A 21,012-nucleotide genomic window follows, 5' to 3' on the forward strand; every position below is an offset into this window, starting at 1 on the left:
CCTATGACACTCATTCCTCAAAAAGGTTCAAATGTATAACTGATAACTTAACTCGGGTTAAATTGATCTGGCTGAACAAGCCCCGCGAGCAATGAACTTATAATCTCAGCTTGTTGCTGCAAAACCCGCATAAATTGACAGTCTGACGTTATGCTTTGAACAGGCGGTATCGAAACAGCTACTCTGTCGTTTCAACCCATATTTTATAAACCTCTGCTTCGACCAGGTGCTCACTGGAGTCCCAAAAATCCGAATAGAGAATATTCACCTCCTGATTCGCAGCAGCAGCATCTTCTGCATAGCGGCAAAGACTTTCCTGATAAGTGGTAAACTGTCCAACATCAGGGACCAACGGATGGTCGTTACCTGCCCCACGTTTTTTTACGGGCAAACTTACAGTTTTCTCACCTGATTCATGGAGGAAACTCTGTTCGGATATCCACTCATCCCGATAACTGATAATACGTCGATAGCCGCCTAAATGAATATCAATAATACAAAGATCACTTAACAAACGTCTGTTTATCCGCTGAACTCTGGTGACCAGCCCACTGTCGACTTTCTCACGATAAAACCAGTTGCTGTGATAATCCCAATCAACTTCAGCCCCTTCCGGGAATGTTTTAAAAGAGTGAGAAGCGGAAAAATCCTCTGCCAGAGAGGAAATATCCGTAAGAATGAAGTCACTTTCGGAACTGAAAGGACTGCTCCAGAAAGCTTTACTTCTAAAGAAAAAAATCAGCACATCTGCATCTGGTGTAGCAACCAGATCCTTCCAAAGCTCCCAACCCGATGCTTCGACAGAAAGTAAATATTGAAATGAAGGGTACTGCGAAAGCTGCGACGCTTTACTTGCATGCACCGCCAACTCCCCGGAACTCCACAAAACCCCATTAACCCATTCTCTGGAGCCAGGGATGCCAACCAATATCCCGGTTAGCCAGCTATTTTGACTATCGACGATAACCGCATCGTTTGCTCTACCACTCAAGGCCTCTCTCGGTGAAACCTGGGCAAACTTGCCCGGGTAATTCGCTCCTGACCTTCCTGTGGGAACAAGAAACAACACCATAAAAACAATGATGGTCATCCATTTCATCATTAGCTTCCCTGTATGAGTTTTAACATCCACTGTCGCACGCATCGACCGGCCATGCGAGCAGAGGGCAATCCCAAAACCAACGGTTCTTCAAATGCAACAACTCCTGAATTGCCCCAAAGAACGAACGATCACCCTGACAATATCTTTAAGATAACGAAGGTTAGCGATTAAGAACAGGGGTAGATCTTATGTTGGTGCCATCATAAGTAGTTAACCAAATGAAATCATATATTTCTGACTAAGTTGTCAGTCACTCTGCGGCGTTGCAACTCCGGTCACATAGCTACGGCTATGCTCCCTACGTTGCGCCTTGCATAGCAACTGCCCACTTAGCCAGAAATATACGATTCCATTTGGCCAACTACTTAGACTTCATCTGACCAACCTTCACAGAGCTGACGTTTCCATAGCATCGGCACCTGCCATGGCTGCATCTTTAATCTGGTGTTCCATCAGGACAATTTCATCCATGGAATAAAAGAAGCCACCAGCTACATGGCGAATCAATGCCAACAGTCCGGGACGATCCATGAACGCATGCCTTGCCACATCAACAGAAAGCACGCCTGCTTTTGCATAATGGTTAAATCGCATAAATTAAAAATCACTCAAAGATTATTTGCAAAATTATATAACGATTCGCAGAAAAACCATTTATTAACCACAAGATAAAAACCATAGTACTAATTAAAAACAACCTGACAAGAAATATAACAACTACTGCTTTATATATATTGATTATGAAAACCCCCTTATATGAAAAAAAAACATTTATCTATTTTTTTATATAGCCATACCATTTTGCGGAAATAAAATATTACTCTAGAATCCCTTTTAGTATCTCTCCATGCAGTAAGCGAGTTCCATTACCGAGCTTAAATTAATAAACAGTCATGAAATATTTCAAAAAAATATATTTAAAGCTAGGAATAATAAGGCTCGCTTACTGTCCAACCGTTCGGTTCTGATCTTTATTTAGAGAGAACCGTTTTTCTTAATTAAAAACAGCCATCCGGATAAGGGGTTAGCATGTTTAGAGGAAAGTGTTTATTCATCGTTTTATTGTTATCAATCACATCGGCAACATGGGGAGCCCCTTCCGATACCAGAGTCGGGGTTGAGGATGGGTATTCAGGCGGGAGTTCTTTGTCAGCCATTCTCAGTAGCGGTACTTTCTCTTTCCTTGAACTGGCTGCTCATGCGACCATTCTTATAGGTGGCGGAAACTATGCTCCGGAAAGCCCCTTTACAAAAGTATTGTCATACATCCCGCAAAAGGTTTATGACTTCGGTGCTACCAACGTTCTTTCCAACCGTGTTGCCCACAACGTCTTCCTGAGCCAGCTATTAAGATTACTGCCCGTTGCCAACGACTACGTCTGTGGCATGATGACACTGACGACCGAGGATGGCTATTATATCGACAGCGTTCTGGTAAATCAGGGATCAATACAGAACGACTCACAATTTGAGCATATTGGCGACAATCTTTTTGTGCCAAAAAACAGAGGTATCACCAACCTGTTATTAGTTAAGCAGATGACCGGGTGGTCAACGGCAGGAAGCGCATACATCACTGAAAACCCAATTGACTTATTCGTCACTGTTTCTGATGGTCGACAAACGTCTACTATCAATGTCCAGAAAAGCTCATGCACATTGTACAGTTATGGAAAAGCTCAAGCCTCTATCATAAAGGGTGATGATGTATCTTTCTGTCTGACAAATTCTGGAACCGACTCAAAAGTATCAACGATTACTGCACTAACATCTGCCTACGGCAAACCAGCTCTTATGCGTATTCCCGGGGAAGCCTGCGAAAGCTATTAGTCCGCGATATTCTAAATGATTAATGTTAATCTCTGACAATATTCAAACAGCACCACCCTCTGAGTAAAACAGGGTGGTTTTTACCTGAACAAATTATACCGGATAATAGCGACTGTCCGTTGCAATACCAGACATGTCTATATCCCAATGTTCTACAGGGATCGATTCAACTTTCTGACACTCATGGGCCAGACCAATAAGTATCGGCTTTTTCGCAGTCCGGGTAAAAGCAAACGTTCTGTCATAGAAGCCTCCTCCCATGCCTAGCCTTCTGCCAGCTTCATCAAAACCGGTTAAAGGTACAAGGACAACATCCAGCTTTTCCGGTGAAATCGGTTCTACCTCCTGCAAGGAAGGCTCAGGGATTCCAAAACGATTCAAAACCAGATGAGTGTTGGGCAGGTATTCAATAAACAGAAGGTTGTTATTGCTCCCAATCACTGGCAGATAACATTGTTTGCCAGAACTCCAGAGAAAATCACGGAGAACGTCCGGATTTATTTCGCCATCACTGGCTATATAAATTGCAATGTGCTGGCTATCTGCAAGCTCAGGCCGGGCACTGAGAATATCACACAACATTACACCAGCGCTGACCTGCTGGTCAGCGCTTAATGCCCGGCGGCGTTCGCGGAGAGAGGTTCTTAACTCAGAACGGGATATCATCATCAAAATCGTCAAAACCACCAGCGGGCTGTGGCTGGGGAGTTGATTGCGGTTGCTGCGACTGCGCTGGTTGATGCTGTTGCTGTTGTTGTGGTGGTGATCCGTATTGCTGAGGCTGCTGCGGAGCATAAGACTGCTGCTGTTGCGGTGCCTGCTGCTGGTAGCCACCTCCCATCGGAGCACCCATAGCGCCTTCCTGGCGGCCATCCAGCATCTGCAGCTGGCCACTGAATCCATCAACAACAATCTCGGTAGTATACCGATCCTGACCGTCCTGACCCTGCCACTTGCGTGTCTGCAGCTTACCTTCGATATAGACTTTTGATCCCTTACGAAGGTACTGCTGGGCGATCTCAGCCAGCTTGCCGAAAATAACCACCCGGTGCCACTCCGTTTTCTCCTGTTGCTGACCGGTATTACGATCTTTCCAGGACTCACTGGTTGCCAGACTCAGGTTGGCAACGGCACTGCCATTGGGAGTAAAACGTACATCCGGATCGTTACCCAGATTACCAATCAGTATTACTTTATTAACGCCTCGAGCCATTTAGCTTCTCCGCCATATTCACTCAAACTCAAACAGCCTCCAAGAACAGAGTCCATTCATTGAAGACACCATGGAGTGACCTTACAGGACCACTCCATATTAAAAATTCTCTATTAAAACAAAGGCCCTGTATCTGGTTCCCCGTTTTTATTCTGTATCAACCCGCAGGTTTAATATCTGAACCTAGGAGGCTGACCGAGAATAGACTGCCCTACTGCGGTGGCAGCAAATTGGTCTAAAAAGTCGGAAATTTTTAGCAAATAGAACCACTATTCACTAAAAATTTCCGACTTTTTATCCTCAATTTTCTGCCATCCTCGCTACGGGCGCTATTCTTGGTCAGCCTCCTAGCACTGCCCAAACTGCCTTAACTCGGACCAGTTCAGTACCTGCTTATCAACTTTCAGATAAGCTGTTTTCTCAGCGGCAAGCACAGTCACTTCCTGAACACCGTCAATACCAGCAAGTCGCTCTCCCACCGAACTGACATCACCAAGCTCAGGATTCAGGGCCATTACCATAGTACTCACATAAGGTGGTTGCTTCATAGTAACAGACAACCAGCACCACAGGGCAGTGGGAATTGTACAAAGCATTATGACAGCGGGAACACCGCCATACTCCATGGCAACGCCCCCAAGGCTGCCGCCCAGGGCAGCCCCCAGAAACTGACTGGTTGAGTAGCCTCCCATGACAGTGCCACGGGTTCCCACAGGTGCGAGTTTGCTGACCAGGGATGGCAGCGTGGCTTCCAGAAAATTAAAACCAAAAAAGAAAATCAATAAGCCAGCCAACAACATCGTGGCACTGAGCATGCCTTGATAAAACAGCGCAAAAGCCACGAACAGAATGACAATGCTGAAGCTGTAGCACTGCTTGAGCAGTCGCTGACGCTCACTGAAAATAATAAGGGGGATCATCATAACAAATGACAGGCCCAGGACGGCCAGATAAATACCGCCATGGGCAGAGCGATCAAAATCTTTGCTCAACAGCTCGGGAATAAAAATAAATAAAGCCATCAACACAAAATGGAGGGTAAAAATGCCAATAATGTGCCTCAGCAACTCCGGGTTAGTGAAGACCTGATGCAACACCTGACGATCAACAGAACTGTTTAAGTCCCGCCGTTTAATGACCGGCGTTGGCACCAGCAGGATAATCACCAGCATCGCTGCCACCGCCATCAGGGCATTAGCGATAAAGAGTCCGGACAGCCCCCAGATATCACTGACCACCGGCCCCAGTACCATGGCAATGGCAAAGGCAAGGCCAATGCCCATGCCAATCATGGCCATGGCCTTGGTTCGATGCTGATCCCGGGTAAGGTCAGCCATCAACGCTGTCACCGCACCGGCAATGGCACCACACCCCTGTAAAATACGCCCGGCAATCACCCCCTCGATGGTGGTAGCCTGTGCCGCCAGCAGGCTTCCCAACAGAAAAATAAACAGTCCCAGCAGAATAACGGGCTTCCTGCCCCAGCGATCAGAGAGCCAGCCAAACGGAATCTGTAATATGGCCTGGCTGAACCCATAGGCACCAATGGCCACCCCGATCAAACTGGGCGAAGCTCCCTGAAGATCGTCAGCAAAAAGAGCCAGAACAGGCAGTACCATAAACAGTCCAAGCATCCGAAAGACAAAGACCAGGGTAAGGGATACAGCCGCTTTTAATTCAACAAATGACATGGGATAACAGCAAAGTCCTGAATTTTTTTGGTGGTTATAACTGATAAAATTACTGATAAACAGTGTCGCCGCAAGTCTATCAGGATTCAGATCCCGGATGCTATGCAGAAAGCATGCTCACGGATTATAGCCCAGGGGTAATCATCATCAGTGATGATGAGACCCGTTGATGCTTTACCCGGCACTCAGGCAATCGTCGCCAGGTCAGGTGGTCAGGCAAAAACACTCTCTTGCGTCTGCGACAAAATGTCACTGTTGCTACCTTAACATGCTGACTATAAATACAAGTCAAAGCCTCTTGAAAATTCGTTGTGTGCCTATCAAAAACATCAAAATCATCAAAAACAACAGCCGAGCACACGTATCAGGATCTGGTTTACCGCTGGCGGCAGCAGCCTGACATCGAAACTATCAGGAATAAGTACGCTATCCTCACGTGAGTAGATTAATTAATGAGTGATATTTTAAAAAAAAACATCTTTCTTATATTGGTCATTTGTTTTCCCTTACTTGCTGCAACTACAGCATTTCCTGCTGATACATCAGTTTCAGAACCCCCTATTTCGGCACATTACAAAAAGCAAAATAGTGATGGCACAGAAACCAGCTGCATTGTGACCGGGAATGAAACTCAAGAAGAACGAGAAAGACTGCACAAAGCTGGCTGTACTCTGGAAACACTTCGAAATAACCCTGATATTGATGTTGAGGTCACATTAAAAACAAACACTGGTCCCAGATCGATCCTGATGACATCCAAATACTATTTAATGTGGTTAAACAGCGGCCTCCATGCCGTCAATATCTCTCGCACCTTACCTTTTGCTGTCCTCAATCTGGTGGTTTTTCATCCTGGTGAAGCACTGAAATACCTGGGTTTTTCGGCACTATATAATGTAGGCTTGTCCCGTAATGCCAACCAGACACTCTACCCATTCCTTGGTAAACACCTCTCATCTTACTTTTATCCTGATGGCCGGGATAACCGTAATAACGATGAACCTGAAAGCCTTGGCCTTGGAGGCCACATCCTGGTCATCAGCGCAGATCTTATTATGTGGTGGCTGGAGGCCCCTAACTTTGGCTTTAACATAAACAGTCTGATGCTCGGTCTGGATTTATTTCACTTTGCCCTTGATATGGCAATTTAAACCGGACAAGGCATTTTCTATAAGTAGTTGGCCAAATGGAATCGTATATTTCTGGCTAAGTGGACAGTTACTATGCAAGGCACAACGCAGGGAGCATAGCCGTAGCTATGTGACCGGAGTTGTAACGCCGCAGAGTGACTGTCCACTTAGTCAGAAAATATGATTTCATTTGGTTAACTACTTAAAGTGCCTGACTGACGCAGGAGCCTGCAAAATCAAATAAATTAATCTTTTGGTTGGTACCCTTTTAGAACGCTATTCAAAACCAGCACGTTGGTTGGAGAGTAAACCAGAGGGATAAACGTTATCCATGTCAAAAAGCACCTACACCGTTGCCAAGAATAATAAAACTATCAAAATAACACGGCATTTGTTTAATTTTTGGTTTCAATGCATCCCGGCCATGCTGCTTACCATTTCTCTCCCATGTCTGTCCGACACTATCAAAGAAGAAACCACAGGCTTCTCGATGTCAGCCAGCTACATGACAATTAATGAACACGGAAAAGAAACCCTTTGCACAATCTCAAGTATCGACCACATTGAAAAATTGCAAGCGTTGAAAAGCACAGACTGTAAGCTCCCCATGTCAAATGCCCCTAATGATCAGTCAGTCATTCTGATCTCCCATAGCCCCTACCATGAAACCAGGCAGATATTACTCACTACCCGCAACCTGCTGATGTGGTCCTATATGGCAGTGCACGTCTACAAACTCCTGGACTCGGGAAATATCCTCTGGACTCAGCAGGAAGCCTGCCCCTGCAGCGGGAAATTAATGGATATCAGCAATAAACCGGACAGGTTAATGACCAAAGGTTTCTTTTTTACCTACTACCTCCTGAGCCTCGGATATCATGGCTGGCGTTATATTCAATCCTATATAAATCCTGGTGCCGCAGCCCCTGACAACAAAACATCTGAGTTCAAGAATGATGAAACTGCATGGTCCGACACACTGAACAACGTCATATCCAGAGTTTCAGAGTACCCTTATGCCGGTCAAATTCTGACCTTGGCTCTGGATTCAGCCGCACTGAAATGGGACTGTCGATGCCCCGGCTATTTTACCAACAGCAAAGGTGGCCTTTACTTCAACGGCCACCTCTGGATGCTTTTGCTGAATGTCGCAATTTTTACTACAGACTTGGCGATCGACTACTTATAATACTCCGTTTGCTCTCAGAGCCTGTTGGTGACCTTTTTCAGCTTGCAGAAAGGCCACCAACAGGCTCTCTCACTGGCACGGAGAAAAGGCTGTGGAAAAGATTACCGTACAGGGCGCACGTACACACAATCTGAAAAACATCAACCTGGAGATGCCCCGTGACAGCCTGATAGTAATCACCGGCCTATCGGGTTCCGGTAAATCTTCCCTGGCCTTTGACACGCTGTATGCAGAAGGCCAGCGTCGTTATGTTGAGTCCCTGTCAGCCTATGCCCGCCAGTTTCTATCCATGATGGAAAAGCCCGATGTAGACCATATCGAAGGACTCTCGCCGGCTATCTCCATTGAGCAGAAATCCACCAGCCATAACCCGCGCTCCACCGTCGGTACGATCACAGAAATCTATGACTATCTCCGCTTGCTGTTTGCCCGCGTCGGCATTCCACACTGCCCGACACACCACCTGCACCTGGAAGCTCAAACCGTCAGTCAGATGGTAGACCAGGTTCTGGCACTGCCCGAAGGCACCAAACTGATGCTGCTGGCCCCGGTGGTCAGGGGGCGCAAGGGTGAACACCTCCATGTATTCAACGAACTGAGAAGCAACGGTTTTATCCGTGCCAGAATCAACGGGATTGTTACGGATCTTGATACACCACCAAAACTGGATAAAAAGAAGAAGCACACCATCGAAGTGGTCATAGACCGCTTCAAGGTGCGTGATGATTTACAACTGCGCCTCTCCGAGTCGTTTGAAACGGCCCTTGAGTTGACCGATGGTCTTGCTACTGTCAGCTACATGGATGATGACGCTAAAGACGACATTGTCTTTTCTTCCAGGTTTGCCTGCCCGGAATGTGGTTACAGCCTCAATGAGCTGGAACCACGGCTTTTTTCCTTTAACAATCCGGCCGGAGCATGCGCCACTTGTGATGGGCTGGGCGTTAAACAGTTCTTCGACCAGGATCGTATAGTACAGCACCCTGAATTGACCCTGGCAGAAGGCGCAATCCGTGGCTGGGACCGGCGCAGCGTTTACTACTTTCACCTGCTGAAATCACTGGCCACTCACTACGGCTTCAGTATTGACACCCCGTTTGATGACTTAAGCCCGGAACAGCAGACCATTATTCTTCATGGGTCCGGTGATGAAGAGGTCAATTTCAGTTACGTCAATGACCGGGGGGATGTCTATAAAAAACGACATATTTTTGAAGGCATTATTCCCAACTTTGAGCGACGTTTCAGGGACACCGACTCCCAGTCCGTCCGGGAAGAGCTGGCCAAATACCTCAGTACCCAGCCATGCCCATCCTGTAAAGGCACCCGTTTACGCAAAGAAGCCCGGAATGTATTTGTCCAGAATGAAACCCTGCCGGACCTGGTTAAATTACCCGTTGAAAAAGCGCTGGTCTATTTTCAGGATCTTGACCTGCCCGGTCGCCGTGGCGAGATTGCCAGAAAAGTACTTAAGGAAATCTGCGATCGACTGAGCTTTCTGGTCAATGTCGGCCTGAACTATCTTACCCTGGAGCGCAGTGCGGATACCCTTTCCGGTGGTGAGGCCCAGAGAATACGACTGGCCAGCCAGATTGGCGCAGGTCTGGTTGGGGTAATGTATATTCTTGATGAACCCAGTATCGGGCTGCATCAACGGGACAATGAACGTCTTCTGAATACGCTGACCCGTTTGCGAGACCTGGGTAATACGGTGATCGTCGTTGAACATGATGAAGATGCCATTCGCAGCGCAGATCATGTGATCGATATTGGCCCCGGTGCCGGTGTTCATGGTGGCGCCATCGTTGCCCAGGGAACCCCCGGACAGATCATGGACTCCCCGGATTCTTTAACGGGTCAATACCTCTCAGGTATTCGCAGGATCAATGTGCCATCCAACAGAACATCCGCAGACGCAAAGAAAACCCTGAAACTCAGTGGTTGCAGCGGCAATAACCTGAAACATGTCACACTGGAAATTCCAGTGGGTTTAATGACCTGTGTTACCGGCGTTTCGGGCTCTGGCAAGTCCACCTTAATCAATGGCACACTGTATCCACTGGCCGCCACAGCGCTCAATAAAGCAACGACATTAACCGCTGCGCCCTATAAAAAGCTGACTGGCATTCAACACTTTGATAAATGCATTGATATTGACCAGAGTCCCATTGGCCGGACACCACGCTCTAACCCGGCCACCTACACCGGGATTTTTACCGCCATTCGTGAACTCTTCGCCGGCACTCAGGAGGCTCGTTCACGGGGCTATAAACCCGGCCGATTCAGCTTCAATGTCAAGGGTGGCCGATGCGAGGCCTGCCAGGGAGACGGTGTTATCAAAGTAGAAATGCACTTTCTGCCAGATATCTACGTTGCCTGCGATGTCTGTAAGGGCAAACGTTATAACCGCGAAACACTGGAAGTAAAATACAAAGGCAAGAACATCCACGAAGTACTTGAAATGACCGTGGAAGAAGCACTGCAATATTTCGATCCAATACCCGCGATCAAGCGCAAACTGCAAACCCTGATGGATGTAGGGCTTTCCTATATTCATCTCGGGCAGAACGCTACCACCTTGTCGGGTGGTGAAGCCCAGCGGGTGAAACTGGCGAAAGAGCTGTCCAAACGGGATACCGGTAAAACACTCTATATACTGGACGAGCCCACCACCGGGCTCCATTTTCATGACATTGAACAGCTACTCACTGTCCTTCATCGTTTGCGGGATCATGGCAACAGCGTGGTCGTCATTGAGCACAATCTGGATGTGATTAAAACGGCAGACTGGATTATTGACCTGGGCCCGGAGGGTGGTGATGGCGGCGGGCAGATTATTGCCACTGGCACCCCGGAAGCCGTATCGGATGTTCCAGAGTCTCATACCGGCCGCTTCCTGAAACCAATGCTTGCTTGACACGCGACTATCTTAAGGTGCAGAAAAGAAGCCAAATCTGCACCTATTGAGAAGAGCATCCCTATCTACTTCATTCTGGTCGATCTGGTACGTCATCCCCGGCTGCTTGTCGCTCACACGCATCCAACAAAGTACAGACTCGCTCGAAAATAAAGCCACCAGGGCGCATACATACCTGTTCGGCAATTTTCGTAACGGTCACAATCACAGGAGATATACAAAATGCCTCTAGAACAGTTACCACCTTCATCGCAGTTTCTGATTCACGTGCTATTAACCGACGTCCTAGCTCGGTACTGGACAACAGGTAATGATGTCCGATACAGCCTACACAAAAAGGTACTGCCGCAGTAATAATGGCAACGCATCGGCCAAAATCTGTTGCTTTTTTCCTTATATGGCGTGAAACACCAGCCGATGGCAGATTGTCAACTGCATCGTGGGCACCTTGTTGAACCTGGTTTACACCTGAAGCCTGCATAGTAACAACCTCTTGGAATGAGCAATTAAACGAATTGCATGATAGAAGGAACCCATCAATTACATTGAAACCGTGTCAGAAAGGAACTTTTATAAGAAAGAGTAATCTCTAGCTGTAAGTCAGTAATAATACAATTCAATGAATCACCTTAATAACATACCTTCATTCGATTCTTATTTTACCGGCCTTTATTGCGGCTCGTTAGATTTGCCAGAGCAAACGTATAAATTCAGTGTCAGTGGACAACAGCCTGAATACCAGGGCATGTCTGTTCAGACACTGAACGCTCCTTTTCCGGTTTACCATAATCCGTCAGATACACATAAAAATTTTGCTGGTTCTATTAATTCATTGAATAAATATACTATTAATTCTTCAACCCTTGCCGCTTCAGCAAACACTTTCGCAAATGATATTCCCGAGATACCTCAATCAGCTCTTGACCAATATGTACCCTGGAATTCTGATGACCAACAGTTTCATTATACGTTGCCATCGACATCAGATATTCCCTTTATTCAGCAATTATGCTTATCGGGAAGCGAGCCTGAGATCAGGGAACCAGCATCAGTAAGCTATTTGAATCCAGATAATAAGTTAACTCATTTTCCTGTCATACCCGACAATCCAGAGGATTTACAACCAACTGCTGTAGCTAACCCACTCAGCCTGAACCAAACAACCCGGGCACAAGGAATAGTTGATGGTAACTCTTCAATCGTTAAGCACAAGAAGGCGCTTCAAAATAATCCTGCTTGCCCGGGGAACCAAAGGGGGCTCCAAAGGAAGTGCCACAAGAATGATTCTTCATACGCAGAGCGCCAAAGGATGCGCCAAAGGGTGTACAAAAAGAAGCGTTACATGAATGATCCCGATTTCGCAGAGCACCTGAAGAAGTATCAAAGGGAGTATCAAAGGGAGCGTCGCAAAGATCCTGCTTACCTGGAGTACCTCAAACTGCGCCAAAGGGAGCTCCGTAAAGACCCCGCATTCTCTGAGCGCGAAAGGGCGCTTGGCAGACAACGTTACAAAAATCCTGATTACGCAAACTGCCAAAAGGCGCTCAGCCGTGAGTGGCAGAGGAATCGTCGCCAGGATCCTGCTTACCTGGAGCGAGAAAAAGGAGACTCGTTATGGATCGCAGGAAAAGATCCCAATTACTCAAAGCGCAAAAAGAGTGCAGTACAAATTCGTTAGCAAAAATAAAGCCCTGTGCTGCCTCAGACAACACAGGGCTTCAATAAGTATGGAAAAAGATACCGCGCTCAGTGATGCGTTAATCAAATATGCTGCACTTCATCGATCTCATATTCAACACCGCCAGAAGGCGTGTTAACCACAACCACATCCCCTTCTTCCTTGCCGATCAGGGCCCGGGCAATGGGTGAGTTGACAGAGATCTTGTTCACTTTGATATCCGCTTCATCATCACCCACAATCTTGTAAGTGACTTTCCGGTCATCATCCAGGTTGATCAGTACAATCGTGGTACCGAACAGCACCTTGCCGGTCTTGGTGATGGTGGTAATATCAATTACCTGGGCATTGGAGAGCTTGGCTTCAATCTCGTTGATGCGACCTTCGGCAAAGCTCTGCTGCTCACGGGCGGCATGGTATTCAGCATTCTCCTTAAGGTCTCCGAGCTCACGTGCTTCAGCAATAGCCGCAGAAATACGAGGACGTTCCACCCCCTTCAAATGAGCCAGTTCCTCACGGAGGGCTTTTTCACCCTCCACCGTCATGGGAATTCTTTTCATCCAACGTTACCTTCGTGTAGATCCTGAAGCCGTCTGACCAATCTTTCAGATCCAAAGGCGATCGAACGTGCAATCGCTTCTGCTCCCGCCATGGTGGTTGTATATAGCACCTTATTGGTCAATGCAGAGCGACGGATCAGGTAAGAATCAGCAATTGCCTGACGACCTTCAGTCGTATTGATGACGAAGGCTATATCACCATTGACGATCATGTCCACCAAATGCGGTCTTCCCTGATGCACTTTGTTGATAGTGATGACCGGCAAACCGGCTTCTTCAATCACTTTCGCCGTGCCGGATGTGGCCAGCAACTCAAAGCCGATATCCATCAGCAGACGAGCCACCATTGGCACTTCCGGTTTGTCAAAGTCCCGGACAGAGAGAATGACCTTACCCCCCTGTGGCAGCTGCATGTTCTCAGCCAGCTGCGCCTTGTGGAAGGCTTCCGGGAAGGTAGCCCCAACGCCCATCACTTCGCCGGTGGATTTCATCTCCGGGCCAAGAATCGGATCCACGCCGGGGAACTTATTGAATGGGAAAACCGCCTCTTTGACACTGTAGTATGGGGGCACAATCTCAGCAGTAAAGTTCAGCTCATCCAGGGTTTTGCCCATCATCACCCGTGCCGCAATCTTGGCCAGGGAGTGGCCAATGCACTTGGAGACAAATGGCACGGTACGGGAAGCCCTGGGGTTCACCTCAATCACGTAGATCTGGTCATCCTGAATGGCCAGCTGCACGTTCATCAGACCCACAACACCCAATTCCAGCGCCATGGCACGAACCTGCTCACGGATTTCATCCTGATGACGACGGTTCAGGCTGTAAGGCGGCAGCGAGCAGCTGGAGTCACCGGAGTGAATACCCGCCTGCTCGATGTGCTGCATGATCGCGCCAATCACCACACGCTCACCATCACACACCGCATCGACGTCCACTTCTACCGCACGGTTCAGGAAGTAGTCCAATAGCACCGGGCTGTCGTTCGATACCTGAACAGCGTCTTTCATATAACGCACCAGCTCATCTTCGCCGGCGACAATTTCCATGGCACGGCCACCCAGAACATAGGAGGGACGAACCACCAGTGGATAGCCAATCTCCGCCGCTTTGGCCACCGCTTCCTGCTCACTGCGAACCGTGGCATTAGCGGGCTGCAACAGACCCAGTTTCTGGATCATCTGCTGGAAGCGCTCACGGTCTTCGGCACGGTCAATGGCTTCAGGGCTGGTACCGATAATCGGCACACCTTCGGCTTCAAGGGCACGGGCCAGTTTCAGCGGCGTCTGGCCACCGTACTGAACAATAACCCCGGTGGGTTTCTCAACATCGATGATGGCCAGCACGTCCTCCAGGGTTACCGGCTCAAAGTAGAGTCGGTCAGAGGTGTCGTAATCGGTAGAAACGGTCTCCGGATTACAGTTAACCATAATGGTTTCGTAACCATCTTCCCGCGCCGCCAGTGCCGCATGGACACAGCAGTAGTCAAACTCGATCCCCTGACCGATACGGTTTGGCCCACCGCCAATCACCATGATTTTTTCACTGCCAGAAGGCTCGGCTTCACACTCCTCGTCATAGGAAGAGTACATGTACGCTGTCGTAGACCGGAATTCAGCTGCACAGGTATCCACGCGCTTGTAGACGGGCTTGACCTGTTGTTTACGACGATAGTTGCGTACTTCGGCTTCTTGAATACCCAGCAGCTCAGCCATACGGGCATCGCTGAAGCCTTTCTGCTTCAGACGGAACAGGCGCTCTTTCGACAGAGAGGTCAGACCTTTGTCATTAACCGCGTCATTAGCCAGTAACGCTTCCTCATTCACCAGATCCTGGATCTGCACCAGGAACCATGGATCAATCATGCACTCAGCAAAGATCGCTTCCAGGGTCATACCGGCACGGAAGGCATCAGCAACGTAGTAGATACGGTCAGCTTTCGGTGTCACCAGTTCACGACGGATTCTGGCCAGTGCATCTTCACGTTCTGCATCAGAGCAGGCATCCAGTTTGATATCAAACATGGAGTTAAAGCCCGTGGCACCGGTTTCCAGGCCACGCAGTGCTTTCTGCACAGACTCCTGGAATGAACGACCAATGGCCATTACCTCACCCACCGATTTCATCTGAGTGGTCAGACGGTCATCTGCCTGAGGGAACTTCTCAAAGGCAAAGCGGGGGATTTTGGTCACCACGTAATCAATGGATGGTTCAAAAGAGGCGGGAACCACACCACCGGTGATCTCATTGCTCAACTCATCCAGGGTGTAACCCACCGCCAGCTTGGCAGCAACACGGGCAATGGGGAAACCGGTGGCCTTGGAAGCCAGGGCAGAAGAACGGGATACCCGGGGGTTCATCTCAATGACCACCATACGACCGGTGTCCGGGCAGATACCAAACTGCACGTTGGAACCGCCGGTTTCCACACCAATCTCACGCAGTACCGCAATGGAGGCGTTACGCATGATCTGGTATTCCTTATCGGTCAGCGTCTGGGCTGGCGCGACGGTAATGGAATCTCCGGTGTGAACCCCCATGGGATCAAAGTTTTCGATGGCGCAGACAATGATGCAGTTATCATTGCGGTCACGAACCACTTCCATCTCGTACTCTTTCCAGCCAATCAGCGACTCATCAATCAGCAGCTCATTGGTGGGCGAAAGGTCGAGGCCACGGAAGCAGATCTCTTCAAACTCAGCTTTGTTATAGGCAATACCCCCCCCGGTGCCGCCCATGGTAAACGACGGACGAATAATACAGGGGAAGCCAACCTGATCGAGAACGGCACGGGCTTCTTCCATGGTATGGGCAATACCGGAGCGCGGCGTTGCCAGACCGATATTTTTCATGGCCTGGTCAAACAGCTGGCGATCTTCGGCTTTGTCGATGGCCTGCTGGTTGGCACCAATCATGGCCACGCCGTACTTTTCCAGCACACCTTTATGGAACAGATCCAGGGCACAGTTCAGCGCGGTCTGACCGCCCATGGTGGGAAGAATCGCATCCGGGCGCTCTTTTTCGATAATCTTCTCGACGGTCTCCCAGCGGATTGGCTCAATATAGGTTGAGTCCGCCATGGCCGGGTCGGTCATAATGGTCGCCGGGTTGGAGTTGACCAGGATGACCCGAAACCCCTCTTCCTTCAGCGCCTTACAGGCCTGCGCTCCGGAATAGTCAAACTCACAGGCCTGGCCGATAATAATTGGACCAGCCCCGAGTATCAGAATACTTTCAATATCAGTACGTTTTGGCATCTTGTTCTCACATCAAAACGGGGTTGGTTACTTTGCTGCCTTCAGCATCTCAACAAAACGGTCAAACAGCCCGGCCACATCGTGTGGGCCAGGGCTTGCTTCAGGGTGCCCCTGAAAGCTGAAAGCAGGACGATCAGTCCGCTCAATACCCTGGAGGCTGCCATCAAACAGTGACTTATGGGTTGCCTGCAGGTGCTCTGGCAACGAGTCTTCCGCTACTGCAAAACCATGGTTCTGGCTGGTGATCATGACCTGTCCGGTCTTGAGATCCTGAACCGGGTGATTGCCACCGTGGTGACCAAACTTCATCTTCTCGGTCCTGGCACCACTGGCCAGAGCCAGCAGCTGATGTCCCAGACAGATACCAAACACCGGCAGAGAAGTGTCCAGAATTTCTTTAATGGCGGCGATGGCGTAATCACAGGGCTCAGGATCACCGGGGCCGTTAGAGAGGAAAATACCATCCGGATTCATGGCCAGAACCTCTTCGGCCGGTGTTTTGGCTGGCACAACGGTAAGACGACAGCCTCGCTGAGCCAGCATGCGCAGAATGTTTCTTTTAACACCAAAATCGTAAGCCACGACGTGAAACGGCAGGTCCGTCACGTCGGCATGACTGTCGGTCTCCAGATTCCAGACGCCTTCTGTCCAGGTGTAGGGCTGGTCAGTGGTGACTTCTTTTGCCAGGTCCATCCCTTTCAGGCCCGGAAATTCACGGGCCCTGGCCAGTGCTTTGGCTTCAGCCGCTTTTCCGGTCAGGGCGTCTCCCGCCAGGATACAGCCGTTCTGCGCACCTTTTTCCCGGAGAATTCGAGTCAGGCGGCGGGTATCAATACCAGCGATGGCGACAATATTGCGGGATTTCAGATAATCATCCAGAGACATTTTGCTGCGCCAGTTGCTGGCCAGCAGTGGCAGGTCCTTGATGATCAGACCGGCGGCCTGGATTTGTGGGGATTCTTCGTCTTCCGGAGTAATACCGGTATTACCAATATGGGGATAGGTGAGCGTAACGATTTGGCGGGAATAGGAAGGGTCGGTGAGAATTTCCTGATAACCGGTCATTGCCGTGTTAAAAACCACCTCACCACTGGTCTCACCATCAATACCGATGGCAATTCCCCGGAAAATACTGCCATCTTCCAGAGCTAAAACAGCCGTCTTAGTCAAAGGATCCTCCCGAACTTGAACCTGAGCGCCTTAAGCCCGAACGCTATGATGCTTTAAGTCCTCCAGTTTGAAGACCCAAAAAAAGCGAGATGTTTTAAAAAACTATCTCGCTTTTGATCTTGCACCCTGTCGCAAACACCATAAATTCAAGGCAAATTTCAGCTATTAGACTATAAATCAGCTAACTTGTCCACTACTTTTTTGGTCGCCAGGTGATTTTTGATTCAGAGCATCAAGAGGCAGCAACTCAACCCAGTCTTGTTTATTCATATATTCTTTAACCGCTCTTCCCGCCCCTCCGGCCAACCCTGCACAATTGGACATCTCCCGAATCGCCTGATTATACACACACGCCCTAAACTTCTTCTGCAACTCCTCCTGCTTAAGTTCAAGCGTCAGTTGTTGAATCTCTATTTCCAATTTAATCAGTTTTCTTGAAGATTCATCGTGTAAAAGTACCTTGAATGCATACTCCATAGGATGCATTAAATTACCCAGACTGCGTCTGCAGAAACCTAGATTTTCCAAAACTCTCTTCGCCTTGTTTTCTTTGCTTTTCAGCTCACTCTTTTTTTTCTGTGTTTCGATCAAGAGCTGTAATCTGTTTTTTTTGATGATTCCCTCCATCCGATGCTCAAAGCATATCCTGAATAAATCAGAGTTACGGCTCTCCCTGTGGTTATTTGCTGACCCGGGCGCGTTGTTTTTACTCAAAGTGGGTAGCTCATTTCTTGCTAATTTCTGAGACACCACTTCAAGGTCCGTGCATGCAGGCAACGGCCTTTTCATCGATTTACCCATGCTTCCCGCTGGAACAGAGCCATTATAAGGCGCAATATGACGGGAACAAAGGCTGTGGGCAGTTCTGTCGCAAGCTGTATTACTGCCCGGAAGCATTTTTTTCTGTCCTTCAGCTGTCCTCGGGAAACCTTCAATGCCATCAAGAATGGCATCAAGACTCTCATTCGCCAACCAATCCCCCCACCCCTGAGGGGTAACAACGCCGGATACTATCATCACTATCAACCTCCTTTTTCACCCATTTTCCGCATTATCAGCGCACCGGGCAGTGATTTAAGCTCTCTTCAGTAATCAACCATGCAGCCAGACAGTTGATCTCAGGTTCATCACTTCCCGTTTAATCAGTTACTACAACGCCATCTGTGCAAAAACGAAGGGTATTGTTATACCCCAGGGAATTGTAATGATGATGACAGGTCAAGCATGAGAGCCCCTTGAACTGCAATCATTCATTGAAATCCAGTGGATTCAGGTTTTCAGCCCCAAAACATCCTGCATATCGAACAGGCCGGACTTTTTATCAGAAATAAATCGAACCGCCCGCAATGAGCCCCGGGCATAGATCAACCGGCTGCTGGCTTTATGGGTTACCTCCACGCGCTCACCTTCACAGGCAAACAGCACCGTATGGTCACCAACCACATCTCCGGCTCGAACAGTGGCAAAGCCAATGGTTTCCCGATCTCTTGGCCCGGTATACCCTTCGCGACCGTAAACAGCGCACTTTTGCAGATCACGCCCCAGGGTATCTGCCACCACTTCACCCATTTTCAGCGCCGTTCCGGAGGGTGAGTCCACCTTATGACGATGGTGCGCCTCAATAACTTCAATATCTGCATCATCACCCAGTACCCTGGCAGCCATCTCCAGCAGCTTGAACACCAGATTGACCCCGATACTCATATTAGGCGCAAAAACGATGGCGGTATCCTCTGCCGCTTTGGCGAGCTCTGCCTTCTGATCATTGCTTAAGCCAGTGGTGCCAATCACAATGCCTTTACCATACTGCTGGCACAGGGCAACATTCTGCATGGTCAATTCCGGGGTGGTAAAATCAATCAAAACATCAAAGTCATTAACAGCTGCCAACAGGCTATCTGTTAATGGCACACTCAGTGAGCCAACCCCTGCCAGGTCTCCTGCATCCACCCCCAACAGACTGTCGCCAGGCTTGATAATTGCTGCTCCCAGCTGGCACTGCTGATCAGCGGCAACGGCCTCCACCAGCATTCGCCCCATTCTTCCAGCGGCACCTACAATGGCAACTCTGGTCACGTCACACTCCCTCTGGCATTTTAATCGGTTGCAAAAATCCCTCGTAGTCTATCGGACTACCCACAAACAGCAAGCAGGGCAGGAAAAACAGCAATCCGGCTTTTATTTTTTAAGGAAAAAACGATAACCTGCCCCCACTTCGTGAAAGTTACAGGTGCAATGATGATCAGACAGTTTGTGCAAGACGTTCGGGAGATGCATTGGGCTCCAAGGCTGTTTATGGCCATGGTCATTGTGAAAACCCTCTCTGTGATGATTCGGGAAGCACAGATACTTTAAAACTGAACTTTTTAACCTTACGGATATTCTAAGTTCTGATTCCTGAAAATGGATTCACTCCAAATCCATTAAATTTAATTCATAAAACTTTGGAAATAATGATTATGAATACGGGTCAGATTACAAATTTTTCTTGAAAAGTATTTGCCCGAACTGGTCAAATCACCAGAATCGTTGTAGCAACCAATCAGAGAAAAGAGAAAGTAGCCTACTGGGACACATCGGTTAGTCACACCCCTACGAAAAAGCCTGTTTGAATCGATAATCCGGCATCAATGATGCCATTATCCTACTCCTTTGGGCACGCCATCTATACGAAGAGACAATAAAGCTCGCAATAGGTTATATTACTCCGCTAATGATGCTGATTCTCATCCAAGGTAGTCATGAGCAAGAAAGTAGCAGTTATAGAAGGTGAAGAACTTGCGGCCATCGCTGAACGCTGCGAGAAGCTGGTAAACAGCCATCAAACGTTAACGCTTTCCACACTTTCTCCACAAGGGAGACCGGAAATCAGCTACACTCCCTACCTGCGGGGGGAAGACGGTACTTTTTATATATTCGTCAGCGAGCTGACTCACCACACTCCCAATCTGCTGGCTAACCCTGTGTGCTCAATCCTGTTTGCAGCCCCTGAGTCAGAAACCAAAAACCTGTTTGCCCGCGAGCGCGCCTTTTTCCACTGCCAGGCCGATGAGCTGGCAAGAGGCACCGAACGCTGTGACCACTGGCTGGACCTGATTCAGGAAAAATTTGGCAATACGGTGGAAGTCTTGCGCAATCTGCCGGACTTTCACCTCTTTGCCCTGACGCCTGAAAATGGCCAGTATACCGTTGGTTTTGGCAAAGCTTTCAAAATCAATGCGGATGGCTCTTTCAGCCATATTGTTATCGATAAGAAAAAGTAATAACCGAGGTTC

Annotated in this window: 19 protein-coding genes; 7 read left to right on the plus strand and 12 right to left on the minus strand. The window is 48.6% G+C overall.

All coding sequences use genetic code 11. From position 1 onward, the window contains the following. Positions 1–178: 178 nt before the first annotated feature. The 3 genes from ACO6UY_RS11400 to ACO6UY_RS11410 form a co-directional block, all read right to left on the minus strand. Positions 179–1,132: a hypothetical protein gene (locus ACO6UY_RS11400; RefSeq protein WP_422489971.1), complete on the minus strand. Its 954-nt coding sequence runs from the start codon at positions 1,130–1,132 to the stop codon at positions 179–181. A 357-nt stretch (positions 1,133–1,489) separates the two neighbouring features. Beyond that, complete coding sequence (locus ACO6UY_RS11405) at positions 1,490–1,696, minus strand: hypothetical protein (protein WP_422462512.1); 207 nt, start codon at positions 1,694–1,696, stop codon at positions 1,490–1,492. Positions 1,697–2,100: 404 nt separating this feature from the next. Then, on the minus strand, positions 2,101–2,259 hold the full coding sequence (locus tag ACO6UY_RS11410) for a hypothetical protein (RefSeq protein ID WP_163369558.1): 159 nt from the start codon (positions 2,257–2,259) through the stop codon (positions 2,101–2,103). Here ACO6UY_RS11410 and ACO6UY_RS11415 point away from each other — a divergent pair. After that, entirely contained in the window at positions 2,249–2,932 is a 684-nt protein-coding gene (locus ACO6UY_RS11415; protein ID WP_269676477.1) for a hypothetical protein, read from the plus strand. The two genes, ACO6UY_RS11410 and ACO6UY_RS11415, sit on opposite strands and share 11 nt — an antisense overlap. Before the next feature lie 93 nt (positions 2,933–3,025). Here ACO6UY_RS11415 and ACO6UY_RS11420 read toward each other — a convergent pair whose 3' ends face one another. The 3 genes from ACO6UY_RS11420 to ACO6UY_RS11430 all read right to left on the minus strand — a co-directional run bounded on the left by ACO6UY_RS11420 (position 3,026) and on the right by ACO6UY_RS11430 (position 5,836). Further along, positions 3,026–3,601 (minus strand): 5-formyltetrahydrofolate cyclo-ligase, encoded by a 576-nt coding sequence (locus tag ACO6UY_RS11420; RefSeq protein WP_422462510.1) that lies wholly within the window; start codon positions 3,599–3,601, stop codon positions 3,026–3,028. After that, positions 3,582–4,145: a single-stranded DNA-binding protein gene (gene ssb, locus ACO6UY_RS11425; protein ID WP_422450203.1), complete on the minus strand. Its 564-nt coding sequence runs from the start codon at positions 4,143–4,145 to the stop codon at positions 3,582–3,584. Before ssb ends, ACO6UY_RS11420 begins: the two co-directional genes overlap by 20 nt. A 347-nt stretch (positions 4,146–4,492) precedes the next feature. Then, a complete protein-coding gene (locus ACO6UY_RS11430) occupies positions 4,493–5,836 on the minus strand; it encodes an MFS transporter (protein WP_422450202.1) in 1,344 nt (447 codons plus the stop codon). A 614-nt stretch (positions 5,837–6,450) separates the two neighbouring features. Between ACO6UY_RS11430 and ACO6UY_RS11435 the strand changes: the two genes are divergently transcribed. The 3 genes from ACO6UY_RS11435 to uvrA all read left to right on the plus strand — a co-directional run bounded on the left by ACO6UY_RS11435 (position 6,451) and on the right by uvrA (position 11,072). Beyond that, entirely contained in the window at positions 6,451–6,987 is a 537-nt protein-coding gene (locus ACO6UY_RS11435; protein ID WP_422462506.1) for a hypothetical protein, read from the plus strand. A 586-nt stretch (positions 6,988–7,573) separates the two neighbouring features. After that, positions 7,574–8,155 carry a hypothetical protein gene (locus tag ACO6UY_RS11440; protein WP_422450200.1) on the plus strand — a complete coding sequence of 194 codons (582 nt, stop codon included), beginning with the start codon at positions 7,574–7,576 and terminating at the stop codon, positions 8,153–8,155. 91 nt (positions 8,156–8,246) lie between these two features. After that, entirely contained in the window at positions 8,247–11,072 is a 2,826-nt protein-coding gene (gene uvrA, locus ACO6UY_RS11445; protein WP_422489974.1) for an excinuclease ABC subunit UvrA, read from the plus strand. A gap of 70 nt (positions 11,073–11,142) precedes the next feature. On the opposite strand, the gene ACO6UY_RS11450 is transcribed toward uvrA, so the two are convergent. Beyond that, entirely contained in the window at positions 11,143–11,553 is a 411-nt protein-coding gene (locus ACO6UY_RS11450) for a hypothetical protein (protein ID WP_422489976.1), read from the minus strand. Between the two features lie 138 nt (positions 11,554–11,691). On the opposite strand from ACO6UY_RS11450, the gene ACO6UY_RS11455 reads away from it, so the two are divergent. Then, positions 11,692–12,750 (plus strand): hypothetical protein, encoded by a 1,059-nt coding sequence (locus ACO6UY_RS11455; protein ID WP_422489978.1) that lies wholly within the window; start codon positions 11,692–11,694, stop codon positions 12,748–12,750. 83 nt (positions 12,751–12,833) lie between these two features. Here the strand turns inward: ACO6UY_RS11455 and greA are convergent, their stop codons facing one another. From greA to dapB, 5 genes are all read right to left on the minus strand, one after another. Then, complete coding sequence (gene greA, locus ACO6UY_RS11460; RefSeq protein WP_422450196.1) at positions 12,834–13,310, minus strand: transcription elongation factor GreA; 477 nt, start codon at positions 13,308–13,310, stop codon at positions 12,834–12,836. Then, positions 13,307–16,567, minus strand: a complete 3,261-nt coding sequence (carB, locus tag ACO6UY_RS11465; protein WP_422489980.1) for a carbamoyl-phosphate synthase large subunit — start codon at positions 16,565–16,567, stop codon at positions 13,307–13,309. Before carB ends, greA begins: the two co-directional genes overlap by 4 nt. A 27-nt stretch (positions 16,568–16,594) precedes the next feature. Next, on the minus strand, positions 16,595–17,737 hold the full coding sequence (gene carA, locus ACO6UY_RS11470) for a glutamine-hydrolyzing carbamoyl-phosphate synthase small subunit (protein ID WP_422450194.1): 1,143 nt from the start codon (positions 17,735–17,737) through the stop codon (positions 16,595–16,597). A gap of 177 nt (positions 17,738–17,914) precedes the next feature. Continuing rightward, positions 17,915–18,757, minus strand: coding sequence for a hypothetical protein (locus ACO6UY_RS11475; protein WP_422450193.1), 843 nt, complete (start codon positions 18,755–18,757; stop codon positions 17,915–17,917). Between the two features lie 249 nt (positions 18,758–19,006). Further along, positions 19,007–19,813: a 4-hydroxy-tetrahydrodipicolinate reductase gene (gene dapB, locus ACO6UY_RS11480; protein ID WP_422450192.1), complete on the minus strand. Its 807-nt coding sequence runs from the start codon at positions 19,811–19,813 to the stop codon at positions 19,007–19,009. A 141-nt stretch (positions 19,814–19,954) separates the two neighbouring features. On the opposite strand from dapB, the gene ACO6UY_RS11485 reads away from it, so the two are divergent. Together ACO6UY_RS11485 and ACO6UY_RS11490 are read left to right on the plus strand one after the other, a co-directional pair. After that, positions 19,955–20,092 (plus strand): hypothetical protein, encoded by a 138-nt coding sequence (locus ACO6UY_RS11485; RefSeq protein ID WP_422489982.1) that lies wholly within the window; start codon positions 19,955–19,957, stop codon positions 20,090–20,092. Positions 20,093–20,478: 386 nt separating this feature from the next. Next, positions 20,479–21,000: a HugZ family protein gene (locus ACO6UY_RS11490; protein WP_422450191.1), complete on the plus strand. Its 522-nt coding sequence runs from the start codon at positions 20,479–20,481 to the stop codon at positions 20,998–21,000. The last annotated feature ends 12 nt before the right edge of the window (positions 21,001–21,012 follow it).

The sequence above is a fragment of the Endozoicomonas sp. ALE010 genome (assembly GCF_049310165.1).
GTDB lineage: Bacteria > Pseudomonadota > Gammaproteobacteria > Pseudomonadales > Endozoicomonadaceae > Endozoicomonas.